A 12720-nucleotide genomic window follows, 5' to 3' on the forward strand; every position below is an offset into this window, starting at 1 on the left:
CTTTCCCATCTTTTTTTAATAAGAAGACGTCACCCCTTTTATTTAAGTTGAAATATTGGTAAAATAAAGTGATGTATAAAAAGAGAAGAGGCTATATAAAATGAAATTATTATTTGTCGGAGATGTTGTCGGATCGATGGGGCGCGAAATGGTCCATGAGTATCTACCTAAATTAAAAAGAGAGTACCGTCCACAAGTGACGATTTTAAATGGTGAAAATGCAGCAGCAGGACGCGGAATCACTGAAAAAATATATAAAGGATTCTTACAAGATGGCGTAGATATCGTAACAATGGGAAATCACACTTGGGATAATCGCGAAATTTTTGAATTTATTGATGATGCCAAAAAAATGATTCGTCCAGCAAATTACCCAGAAGATACAACACCTGGTAAAGGAATGGCCTTTATTAAAGTTAATCAATTAGAACTAGCTGTTATTAATTTACATGGTCGTGTGTTTATGGCGGATTTAGATGATCCTTTTAGAAAAATTGAAGAATTAGTAGAAGAAGCAAGAAAACGTACGCCATTGATTTTTGTGGATTTTCATGCTGAAACGACAAGTGAAAAACAAGCGATGGGCTGGTTCTTAGATGGTCGTGTTTCTGCAGTTGTCGGTACTCATACCCATGTTCAAACAAATGACGCAAGAATTTTACCTGAAGGAACAGCCTATTTGACTGATGTAGGGATGACAGGTCCTTATGATGGTGTTTTAGGAATGGCGAAAGAGCAGGTTCTTAATCGCTTTTTAACACAGATGCCAACGCGTTTTGAAGTACCAAAAGAAGGCCGTAAAATTTTATCTGCTTGCTTGATTGAATTAGACGATCAAACAGGGAAAGCTAAAAATATTCAAAATATTGTGATTAATGAAGACCGTCCATTTGGAGGCGACTTTTAATGTTTAGAAAAGAGCCTGAATCTTTATTAGATGAAGCCACTAAAGAGACATTAGAAAAATTAACTCAATTATTGCAAAAAAACGAAACCATTCAAACCTACCAACAAATTGAAGCAAAAGCACAAAACCATGCTCATTTAAATGAATTGATTGAACAGATTAAAATAAAACAAAAAGAAGCAGTAGCGTTTAATCATTACGGCAAGCCTGAAGCTGAAAAAATAGCGATTAGAGAGGCAGAGCAATTAACAAGAGAATTCAACGAGCATATTGTAGTTACGAGTTACCAAGATTCACTTGTTGAAGCAGATGATTTATTGCAACAATTAATCGGTACGATTCAAGATGAACTTGTCAAAGAAATCGAAGAAAAATTAACCGAATTAAGTTAATAAATGAATTGAGAAAGGAGTGGATAAAAGATGCCACAAAAAACCAAGCACACTCCAATGATGGAACAGTATTTAGCTATAAAAGCTCAATATCCAGATGCATTTTTATTTTACCGTCTAGGTGATTTTTACGAGTTGTTTTATGAGGACGCCATTAATGCATCGCAATTATTAGAAGTAACGTTAACTAGTCGTAACCGTAATGCAGATGATCCCATCCCAATGTGTGGTGTTCCGTATCACGCTGCTAGAGGATACATCGATGTTTTGATTGAAAAAGGATACAAAGTTGCCATTTGTGAGCAAGTAGAAGATCCAAAAACGGCTAAAGGAATGGTGAAACGAGAAGTTGTTCAATTAGTGACTCCTGGAACTGCGATTGAAACGAAAAATATGGATGCAAAATCGAATAATTATTTATCGGCGTTAGTTGTTGCCAATGATCATGAGTTTAATTTATCGTATGTTGATTTAAGTACGGGAGAATTAAAAGCTACCTGCTTAACGTCAAAAGAGGATTTAATCAATGAATTATCAAGCATCCAAACTAAAGAAGTCGTTTTTGAAAATTTAGATGAAGAGTTGTTACAAGAAGAATTAAAAAATAAATTAGGCGTGATGATTTCAACTCAAACAACAATGGTAGAAAATGCTGAATTTTCTTACTTAACAAGTGAAATTGAGGAAGAAAAAACAGTAGCTGTTTTGAAGTTATTGTTGTCCTATTTAAGTGTCACTCAAAAACGTAGCTTAAGTCATATTCAAAAAGCAGAAAGCTACATACCCACTCACTTCTTAAAAATGGATCACTATTCAAAACATAATTTAGAGTTAACGTCATCGATTCGAAATGGTCAGAAAAAAGGGACGTTATTGTGGTTACTAGACGAAACCAAAACAGCAATGGGAGGACGCTTATTAAAACAATGGATTGATCGTCCTTTGATTCAAGAAGCCAAAATTAAAAGCCGTCAATTGATTGTTGAAAATTTAATGAATCACTTTTTTGAACGAACTGATTTAAACGAAGCGTTGACTCGAGTTTACGATTTAGAACGTTTAGCGGGGCGAGTGGCCTTTGGAAATGTGAACGGTCGTGATTTGATTCAACTGAAAACCTCTTTACAACAAGTGCCTCAGCTCATTGATATTATTGCTATTATTAACGACGGTGAATGGGATGACCTGCTGATTGCGCTAGATCCTGTAACAGAGGTAGTGGAGCTAATTGAACACGCAATTGACGAAGAAGCACCCTTAGCTATTAAAGATGGAGGGGTCATTAAAGACGGGTACCACGAAAAATTGGATCAATATCGTGATGCCATGCGAAATGGGAAAAAATGGATTGCTCAATTAGAAGCCCAAGAACGTGAAAAAACAGGCATTAAAACGTTGAAAATTGGCTACAACCGTGTATTTGGTTATTATATTGAAGTAACGAAATCTAATTTAGCATCCTTACCTGAAGGAACTTACGAGCGGAAACAAACCTTAGCAAATGCAGAACGCTTTATTACACCCGACTTAAAAGAAAAAGAAACCTTGATTTTAGAAGCTGAAGAAAAATCAGTAGCGTTGGAATATGAGTTGTTTACTGCTGTTCGTGAAACCGTAAAACAATACATTGAACGCTTGCAAAAATTAGCTAAAACGGTTGCCACAATCGATGTTTTACAAAGCTTTTCGACCATCAGTGAAAAGTACCATTATATTAAACCAGTTATGAAACAAGGAACCCATGAAATCAATCTGCTAGAAGGGCGCCACCCGGTTGTTGAAAAAGTTTTAGGGCAACAACGTTACGTGCCAAACAGTGTCGTGATGAATGAGCAAACAGATATTCTTTTGATTACTGGACCAAACATGTCTGGTAAGAGTACGTATATGCGTCAGTTAGCCTTAACCGTTATTATGGCTCAAATGGGTTGCTTTGTACCGGCTGAGACAGCTGAGCTGCCGATTTTTGATCAAATTTTCACTCGTATTGGAGCAGCCGATGATTTAATTTCTGGTCAAAGTACCTTTATGGTGGAAATGATGGAAGCAAATCAAGCATTACGACATGCCACCGACCGTAGTTTAATTTTATTTGATGAAATTGGTCGAGGCACTGCAACGTATGATGGAATGGCACTTGCTGAAGCTATTATTGAGTACATTCATCAACATGTTCATGCAAAAACACTCTTTTCAACGCATTATCATGAATTAACTGTGTTAGAAGAATCCTTACAGGGCTTAGAAAATATCCATGTAGGAGCAGTTGAAGAAGATGGTGAAGTTGTTTTCTTACACAAAATGATGGCTGGGCCAGCTGATAAAAGTTACGGAATCCATGTAGCGAAACTAGCTGGTTTGCCAGAGGATTTATTGATTCGAGCAGCCGCTATTTTAGAAAAATTAGAAAAACAAGAGCCAGTCGTTATTGATGTTGAGCAAGCACCTAAAATGGCAATTAAAACAAGCGTTGAACAAGAGCCAAGGTTAGATATTCTTGAAGAAGAACAAGGTCAATTATCATTGTTTGATTCATTGAACCCGAATGAAAGTGAAGTTATCAAAGCGTTACAAACTATAAACTTATTGTCTATGACGCCTCTTGAAGCAATCAATACCTTAAGTGAACTACAAGGAAAGCTAAAATAGATTCAATTTAAGTAGAAAGGGTGAGGAGAAATGGCAAAAATTGAAGAACTTTCAGAAAAACTCGCCAATCAAATTGCGGCTGGTGAAGTAATCGAGCGCCCCGCTTCGGTTGTTAAAGAACTTGTTGAAAATTCAATAGATGCAGGCAGCACCCAAATCGACATTTTAATTGAAGAAGCTGGTTTGAAAAAAATTCAAATTATTGACAATGGTGATGGCATTGAAGCAGAAGATGTGAAAAATGCCTTTAAACGCCATGCCACAAGTAAGATTCATACTCGAGACGACCTCTTTAGAATTCGCACGCTAGGTTTTCGTGGAGAAGCCTTGCCAAGTATTGCCTCTGTATCCGAAGTCATCTTAGAAACGGCGACAGGCTCTGGTGCGGGTACTTACATTTCTTTAAAAGGTGGGGATATCGAGGAAGAGCGTCCAAATCCATCAAGAAAAGGAACAAGTATTACCGTAAGCAATTTATTTTTCAATACTCCGGCTCGGTTAAAATACGTTAAAACCTTACAAACCGAACTAGCAACAATCGGAGATATCGTCAATCGTTTGGCGATGAGTCACCCAATGATTGCATTTCGTTTAGTTCATGATGGCAATCAAATGTTGCGCACTTCGGGAAATGGGGATTTAAAACAAACCTTAGCAGGGATTTATGGCGTTGCAATTGCAAAAAAAATGCGTTTGATTGAAAATGAAGATTTAGACTTCAATGTTAAAGGATTTATTTCATTACCAGAAGTCACAAGAGCAAGCCGTAATTATATGTCCATTATGATCAATGGGCGTTACATTAAAAATTACCTGCTTAATAAGGCAATTATTGCAGGCTATCGTTCAAAATTAATGGTAGGTCGTTTTCCAATTGTTGCCTTAGATATTACGATGGACCCGCTATTAGTTGATGTGAATGTGCATCCAACAAAGCAAGAAGTTCGGATCAGTAAAGAAAAAGAACTAATGGGCTTAATTGAAGATGCAATCCATCAAGCCCTTAGTAAAGAACAGTTGATTCCAGAAGCGATGGAAAATTTTAGTTTTAAAAAGCCATATGACGCGACAAAATTTAAAGCTGAACAAACAAAAATTGACTTGAATGTAGCGTCCTCAACTAAACCTGAAAATCAGCCTGCTTATCAAGTGAAAGAGCCCCTCATAAAAGAAAAGCCAACCGATCCGTTCCAACCAATTCCATTTAAACATGAAGAGTTGGTAGAAGAAGAAGCGGCGCCTTTTGAGGATACACAGGATAATCAAGTAGCAGAAAGTTTCCTAGTTGAACCAACAGTAACAGAATCAATCCCAGCTATGGATCGCCCCATCAGCGAATTAGAAGAGCTTCATGAAGAACCTTATTTAAACACGGCAACTAATTTGCTAAAAAGAGAAGCAAGACAAACTGAAAAGGCTGCTTCACACTTGCCAACGCTAGAATATATTGGTCAAATGCATGGTACCTATCTATTTGCACAAAATGAAAATGGGTTGTATATTTTGGATCAACATGCGGCGCAAGAGCGAATAAAGTATGAGTATTTCCGTAAAAAAATTGGGGAAGTTAGTCGTGACCTGCAAGACTTACTAGTTCCAATGATGCTAGATTACCCAAATAGCGATGCCATTAAAATCAAAGAAAACCAACCAGCACTTGAAGAGATTGGAATTTTCTTAGAACCTTTTGGACAAAATAGTTTCTTACTAAGAAGTCATCCAGTTTGGTTTCATAAAGGGGAAGAAGAAGAAATCGTTAGAGAAATGATTGATTTGCTTTTAGAACAAGGAACGGTTAACGTGGCGAAGTTTAGAGAAGCAACGGCTATTATGATGAGTTGCAAAGGTTCAATTAAAGCTAATCATTATCTAAACGATCAAGAAGCTCGTGCCTTGTTAGTAGATTTAGCAAAAACAGAAAATCCTTATAATTGTCCTCATGGCCGTCCAGTCTTGATTCAATTTACTAATAAAGATATGGAAAAAATGTTTAAACGTATCCAAGACCCACATTAAGAAAGCAGGTAGATGAAAAATGACCTTAATTTTAGCTTCAGGTTCTCCTAGAAGAAAAGAGTTACTCAGTAAAATCACAACAGATTTTGACGTAGTTGTTTCTGATGTAGACGAAACGACTCCACCGTCAATGAAAGGTCCTGAAGTTGTGGAAGTATTAGCGATTCGTAAAGCCAATGAAGTAGCTAAGGAGTATCCAGATGAGTTAGTGATTGGAAGCGACACGATTGTGGTACTAAATGATGAAATCATGGGGAAACCAAAGGATGAAGCCGACGCTAAAAGAATGCTTGAGCAACTAAGCGGAACGACACATGAAGTGTTGACAGCAGTCCATCTGACAAAAGGACAACAAAAGGCTACACAAGTCGTGACAACAAAAGTGACTCTCTTTGAGTTAACTCCAGAAGAAATTGATGCGTATATTGCGACTAAAGAACCGATGGATAAAGCCGGCTCATATGGAATTCAAGGGAAAGGCGCGCTACTTGTCAAGAAAATTGACGGCGATTTTTATAGCGTCGCAGGATTTCCCGTCTCTGTAGTAGCCAGAATGTTAAAAGAAATACAGTAAGCAAGAAATGCTCCTTTTTAGTCATTGTTTGCTATACTATAGACAACTAAACTAAAGAGGTGAAGAAAATGGAAAAACCATCGAAAGAAGAGTTAAAAGAGACGTTAAGCCCCATTCAATATGAAGTTACGCAAGAAAATGGAACGGAGCATGCTTTTACAGGGGAATTTGATGATTTTTATGAAAATGGCCTATATGTCGATATTGTCAGTGGCGAGCCACTTTTTACATCAAAAGATAAGTACGATGCGGGTTGTGGTTGGCCGGCCTTTTCGAAACCGATTGAAAAAAATGAGGTAGTAGAAAAAGTAGACCACAAATTCGGAATGACACGTACTGAAGTTCGAAGCAAAGCAGCAGATTCTCATTTAGGTCATGTGTTTAATGATGGTCCGCCTGAACTTGGTGGGTTGCGTTACTGCATTAATTCAGCAGCCCTACGTTTTATTCCAGTTGATCAATTGGAAGCGGAAGGCTACGGTCAGTATCGTTCGCTATTTTCTTAAAAAAGCACAAAGATAAGGGAGCTGCCTTTGTCTTTGTGTTTTTCCTTTTTCAGTAAGGAAATGACTAAAATAAAGATTTTTCCATTAGAAAGTCCATTTAATCTTGAAAATATGGTAAAATGCTAGGGGAACGAATGTACTATAGAATAGAATGGAGATCGAACACATGTATGAATACATCAAAGGCACGTTGACGTTTGTAGGACCAGCGTATATCGTGATTGAAAATGGTGGGATCGGTTACCAATTATTGATTGCGAACCCTTTTCGATTTTCAAGTAAATTAAACCAAGAAGTTCAAGTCTATGTTTATCAAGCGGTCCGAGAAGATGCGATAACATTATTTGGCTTTAAAGATTTTAGCGAAAAGCAATTGTATTTAAAATTAATCAGCGTTTCTGGAATAGGACCAAAAAGTAGCTTAGCTATTTTAGCTAGTGATGACCATGAAGGGTTAGTTGCCGCAATTGAAAATGATGATGTGGCGTACTTAACAAAATTTCCTGGTGTTGGAAAGAAAACAGCTTCTCAGATCGTATTGGATTTAAAAGGAAAACTAGACGATTTAACGGTTTCTTCAAGTGCAGGAAAAGGCGCGCTACAAGAAAAATTAGTTTTAACAACGAATAACGGTCACATTGCAGAAACCGTAGAAGCGTTAACCGCATTGGGCTACAGCTCAAGAGAAATCAAACGAATTGAACCAAAACTAATCGCTTTAAATGAACATTCAACAGATGCTTATTTAAGAGCGGCCTTACGTTTGTTAATGAAAAAATAAACTGGAATTTTAGGAAAAGTGGTGAAAATTAGATGACATTTGAAGAACGGATTGTTTCTGGAGAGAGTGAGGACGGAGTAGAGATAACAATTGAAAAATCTTTACGCCCTCAAACGTTAGCTCAATACATCGGACAAGACAAAGTAAAAAAAGAGTTAACGATTTACATTGAAGCAGCTAAAAACCGAGAAGAAGCATTAGACCACGTACTCTTATATGGACCACCAGGTTTAGGGAAAACAACAATGGCAATGGTAATTGCAAATGAAATGCAAGTAGGAATTCGAACGACCAGTGGTCCGGCAATTGAAAAGGCTGGCGATTTGGTGGCGTTATTAAATGAATTAGAGGCAGGAGACGTTCTGTTTATCGATGAAATCCATCGCATGCCTCGAATGGTAGAAGAAATGCTGTATTCCGCAATGGAAGACTTTTTTGTTGATATTATTGTTGGACAAGGTCCAAGCGCTCACCCCGTCCATTTTCCATTGCCGCCCTTTACGTTAATTGGTGCGACAACAAGAGCAGGTTTGTTATCTGCGCCTTTAAGGGATCGATTTGGAATAGTTTCCCATATGGAATATTATCCAGTGAAAGATTTAAAAGAAATCGTGATCCGCTCAGCAGACGTTTTTCAAACGAAAATCAACGATACGGGAGCCCATGAAATTGCTAGACGCTCAAGAGGAACCCCACGGATTGCGAATCGCTTATTAAAACGCGTGCGAGATTATGCTCAAGTCGAAGGCGAAGGTGAAGTCAGTCAAAGAATGGCAGATGAAGCGCTAGCTCTATTACGAGTCGATCAAGAAGGATTGGATTATGTTGATCAAAAAATGATGACTACGATGATTGAATTGTATCGTGGAGGGCCAGTTGGTTTGTCAACGATTGCAGCTAATATTGGAGAAGAAACAGAAACCGTAGAAGATATGTACGAACCGTATTTATTGCAAATGGGTTTTCTGCAACGGACACCAAGAGGACGGATTGTGACCCCTTTAGGCTACGAGCATTTAGGGTATTCTTATCCTACAGAAAAAATTTAAAAGCCAGATAAATAGGAGAAATGAACATGTTATCAACGAAAGATTTTGATTTTGATTTACCAGAAGAACTAATTGCTCAAACCCCGCTAAGTGACCGCTCAAGTTCTCGTTTACTTGTTTTGGATAGCAAGACGGGTGAGGTATCCGATAAGCACTTTACAGATATTTTAGATGAATTACATGCAGGGGACGCGTTAGTAATGAATGACACACGTGTTTTACCAGCTAGACTTTATGGAACAAAGCCAGAAACCGGCGGACATTTAGAAGTATTACTATTAAAAAATACAGTCAATGACCAGTGGGAGACACTCGTTAAACCAGCAAAACGTGCAAAAGTTGGAACTGAAATTAGCTTTGGTGACGGTCGTTTAAAAGCAACGGTTGTGGAAGAATTAGAACATGGCGGTAGAATTGTTGATTTTTCATATGAGGGCATCTTTCTTGAAGTCTTAGAATCTCTTGGCGAAATGCCATTGCCTCCTTATATTAAAGAACGTTTAGAAGACAATGAACGCTATCAAACGGTTTACGCTAAGGAAAATGGATCAGCGGCAGCGCCAACAGCAGGGTTGCATTTTACAGAGGACCTGTTAGCAAAAATCAAAGCAAAAGGTGTTGAACTTGTTTTTCTAACACTTCATGTTGGTTTAGGTACTTTTAGACCTGTTAGTGTGGATTCCATTGAGGACCATGATATGCATTCCGAATTTTACCGTCTAACAGAAGCAGCAGCAGCAAAACTGAATCAAGTAAAAGCAGAAGGTGGAAGAATTGTCGCAGTTGGAACGACTTCTATTCGGACACTTGAAACAATTGGCACAAAATTTGATGGTGAAATCAAAGCCGATAGTGGCTGGACAAGTATTTTTATTTCACCTGGTTATCAATTTAAAGTGGTTGATGCTTTTTCAACTAATTTTCATTTACCAAAATCAACATTGGTTATGTTGGTGAGTGCCTTTGCAGGACGAGAAAATGTTTTAGCAGCCTACCATCATGCAGTGGAAGAACGCTACCGCTTCTTTAGCTTTGGCGATGCGATGTTTGTCAAATAAAATAAGTAAGCAATCAAAAAAAGAGCCGCCAGTTTTTCATCACTGGAAGCTCTTTTTTATTGAATCAGAGAGGATACGAGTAAACAATTTTGAAGCGAAGCTGAAATGCCATAAGTGTTAGGGGAATTTCTTTCAAAACAAAATTCGGTTTATGCTTACGTTATTCGGGACTATCAAACACACTTATGAAACAAATAGTGATCATGAATCTAAATGAAATGGGACAGTTGAATCTGGTACATCAAAACACGATGTTTCGTTTAACTTGTTTCGTTTAACTTGTTTCGTTTAACAAATGAGAAATTCTGTTGTTTACTCGTATAAGCATCTCTCTTTCTATCTATACAATAACACGATTAGAAAGCGTTTGCAAATAATGTGCTTCTAATCTAAAAAAAGAATTTCTTTAAGAGGATTGCTACCTAAAAATCCCTGTGCTATACTATTGGTTGTGCAAGCATCTGCTTGTTTTTTTGAATTTATTTTTAGAGAGGTGTGAGTCCAATCGACGAGAAAAAGATGACTGGAACGCAACAAAGAATTATTGATGCGGCGTTGCATTTAATTTCTCATGTTGGGTATAAAAGTACAACAACAAAACTAATTGCCCAAGAGGCTCATGTTAACGAAACAACGATTTTTAAAAACTTTAAATCAAAAGAAGCGTTAATGGACACAGCGTTTAAGCAACATGCCAATCAAATCAAAGAAGAAGTTGATGCGTTTTTCTCACAACCCTTTAGCTCAACAAGAGAGTTGCTTGAAAAAACAGGCTACTTTATTGAAGACATCTATTCAAGGCATCGCGACGTGGTGATTGGTTCAATTAAAGAAGTCGGAAACGAAAAAGCACAAACTATTTTTACCTATAAGCAAGAATATATTAATCATTCTTTATGCCAACAGTTGCAACGCTTATCCGATCATCCTAATTATACAAAGTCAGAATATGAAACCTTATGTTTTATCTTTAATAATTCGATTCTTGCGTTATTGATTCGTGATATCCGTCATGACAAGGAAGATACGTTAACTCATGTTACATTAGATAGTATCATTCAGATGATGCTGCAGCCGTTTAAAGATTAAAAAAATCATAGATACACTATTGAAAGTAGGAGAAAAAATGACAGAGCCAGCAATTAAATACCGCTTAATCAAAAAAGAAAAACACACCGGCGCTCGACTTGGAGAAATTATCACACCACACGGAACGTTCCCTACGCCAATGTTTATGCCAGTAGGAACCTTAGCCACTGTAAAGAGTATTGCACCTGAAGAATTGGATGCAATGGGTGCTGGAATTATTTTAAGCAATACTTACCATTTATGGTTACGTCCAGGTGAAGACATTGTGCAAGAAGCCGGCGGATTACACAAATTTATGAATTGGGATAAAGGAATCTTAACAGATTCTGGTGGTTTCCAAGTCTTTTCATTAAGTGATATGCGTCGCATTGAAGAAGAAGGGGTTCATTTTAGAAATCATTTAAATGGGTCAAAAATGTTCCTATCTCCAGAAAAAGCGATTGACATTCAAAATAAATTAGGTCCAGATATTATGATGAGTTTCGATGAATGTCCACCTTTTGAAGAAAGCTTTGAATACGTTAAAAAATCAATTGAACGTACAAGCCGTTGGGCAGAGCGTGGGTTAAAAGCACATGCAAATCCATCGACACAAGGTTTATTTGGTATCATTCAAGGAGCGGGCTACAAAGAATTAAGACAGCAAAGCGCAAGAGATTTGATTTCAATGGATTTCCCTGGGTATTCTATTGGCGGATTGTCTGTTGGAGAACCCAAACATTTAATGAATGAAGTGTTGGAATACACAACACCACTGATTCCAGAAGACAAACCAAGATATTTGATGGGTGTTGGTTCAGCGGATTCCTTAATTGATGGCGTGATCCGAGGCGTTGATATGTTTGATTGTGTATTGCCAACTCGAATTGCCCGTAACGGTACTTGTATGACAAGTGCAGGTCGCTTAGTTGTTAAAAATGCTCAATACGAGCGTGATTTTAGACCAATTGATGAAAAATGCGATTGCCATACATGTAAAAATTACTCGAGAGCGTATATTCGTCATTTAATTAAAGCAGACGAAACTTTCGGTTTACGTTTAACAAGCTATCACAATTTATACTTCTTACAAAACCTAATGAAAAATGTTCGTCAAGCAATCATGGACGACAATTTATTAGAATTTAGAGAAGCATTTTTTGAAGAATATGGGTTTAACAAGCCAAATGCAAAAAACTTTTAAAAAACATGTGTAATCACTAGCTGAAAACAGAAAAGTTTGTTAAAGTGAGTAGTGAGAATAGTTTTTTAGGAACGAAGAGAAATGGAGTGGAACAAATGTCAGGTATTGTAACGTTTTTACCATTGATCGCAATTTTTGGATTAATGTACTTTATGATGATTAAACCGCAGAAAAAAGCGGCAGATGAAAAGAAAAAAATGATGGAATCTTTGAAAAAAGGTGACGCTATCGTAACGATTGGTGGTTTACACGGAATCGTTGATGAAGTAGTTGAAGTAGACCGTACCGTTGTTATTGATTGCGATGGAGTCTTCTTAACTTTTGAACGAGGTGCAATTGCTCGTATTAAAGAAACAGCTGCTGCAACACCAGTTGAAGTAAAAGAAGAAGTATTAGTTGAAGAACCAACGGTTGTTGAAGAAGTAGAAGTTATTGAAGAAACACCAAATGAAACAAAATAATTAGCTACAAAATGAATACTTGAAGAAGAATGAATTGTTTCTTTTTCAAGTATTT

Annotated in this window: 12 protein-coding genes; all 12 read left to right on the forward strand. The window is 37.3% G+C overall.

What is annotated here, in order from left to right; translation table 11 throughout:
* Window positions 1–100 precede the first annotated feature (100 nt).
* The 12 genes from BR52_RS02770 to yajC all read left to right on the forward strand — a co-directional run bounded on the left by BR52_RS02770 (window position 101) and on the right by yajC (window position 12665).
* On the forward strand, window positions 101–907 hold the full coding sequence (locus BR52_RS02770; RefSeq protein ID WP_034568928.1) for a TIGR00282 family metallophosphoesterase: 807 nt from the start codon (window positions 101–103) through the stop codon (window positions 905–907).
* Entirely contained in the window at window positions 907–1299 is a 393-nt protein-coding gene (locus tag BR52_RS02775) for a YlbF family regulator (protein ID WP_034568931.1), read from the forward strand. Before BR52_RS02770 ends, BR52_RS02775 begins: the two co-directional genes overlap by 1 nt.
* Window positions 1300–1329: 30 nt before the next feature.
* Window positions 1330–3948 carry a DNA mismatch repair protein MutS gene (gene mutS, locus BR52_RS02780; protein ID WP_034568933.1) on the forward strand — a complete coding sequence of 873 codons (2619 nt, stop codon included), beginning with the start codon at window positions 1330–1332 and terminating at the stop codon, window positions 3946–3948.
* A 30-nt stretch (window positions 3949–3978) separates the two neighbouring features.
* Window positions 3979–5964, forward strand: coding sequence for a DNA mismatch repair endonuclease MutL (gene mutL, locus BR52_RS02785; protein ID WP_034568935.1), 1986 nt, complete (start codon window positions 3979–3981; stop codon window positions 5962–5964).
* 19 nt (window positions 5965–5983) lie between these two features.
* On the forward strand, window positions 5984–6538 hold the full coding sequence (locus BR52_RS02790) for a Maf family protein (RefSeq protein ID WP_034568936.1): 555 nt from the start codon (window positions 5984–5986) through the stop codon (window positions 6536–6538).
* Between the two features lie 68 nt (window positions 6539–6606).
* Window positions 6607–7044, forward strand: a complete 438-nt coding sequence (gene msrB, locus BR52_RS02795; RefSeq protein WP_034568939.1) for a peptide-methionine (R)-S-oxide reductase MsrB — start codon at window positions 6607–6609, stop codon at window positions 7042–7044.
* Between the two features lie 166 nt (window positions 7045–7210).
* Entirely contained in the window at window positions 7211–7825 is a 615-nt protein-coding gene (gene ruvA / locus BR52_RS02800) for a Holliday junction branch migration protein RuvA (RefSeq protein WP_034568941.1), read from the forward strand.
* A gap of 32 nt (window positions 7826–7857) precedes the next feature.
* Complete coding sequence (gene ruvB / locus BR52_RS02805; RefSeq protein WP_034568943.1) at window positions 7858–8874, forward strand: Holliday junction branch migration DNA helicase RuvB; 1017 nt, start codon at window positions 7858–7860, stop codon at window positions 8872–8874.
* A 26-nt stretch (window positions 8875–8900) separates the two neighbouring features.
* Complete coding sequence (queA, locus tag BR52_RS02810) at window positions 8901–9932, forward strand: tRNA preQ1(34) S-adenosylmethionine ribosyltransferase-isomerase QueA (protein ID WP_034568946.1); 1032 nt, start codon at window positions 8901–8903, stop codon at window positions 9930–9932.
* Window positions 9933–10427: 495 nt separating this feature from the next.
* A complete protein-coding gene (locus BR52_RS02815) occupies window positions 10428–11021 on the forward strand; it encodes a TetR/AcrR family transcriptional regulator (RefSeq protein WP_233218314.1) in 594 nt (197 codons plus the stop codon).
* A 37-nt stretch (window positions 11022–11058) separates the two neighbouring features.
* A complete protein-coding gene (gene tgt, locus BR52_RS02820) occupies window positions 11059–12204 on the forward strand; it encodes a tRNA guanosine(34) transglycosylase Tgt (protein WP_034568950.1) in 1146 nt (381 codons plus the stop codon).
* Between the two features lie 95 nt (window positions 12205–12299).
* Entirely contained in the window at window positions 12300–12665 is a 366-nt protein-coding gene (yajC, locus tag BR52_RS02825; RefSeq protein WP_034568953.1) for a preprotein translocase subunit YajC, read from the forward strand.
* Window positions 12666–12720 lie beyond the last annotated feature (55 nt).

This window comes from Carnobacterium divergens DSM 20623, from assembly GCF_000744255.1.
GTDB lineage: Bacteria > Bacillota > Bacilli > Lactobacillales > Carnobacteriaceae > Carnobacterium > Carnobacterium divergens.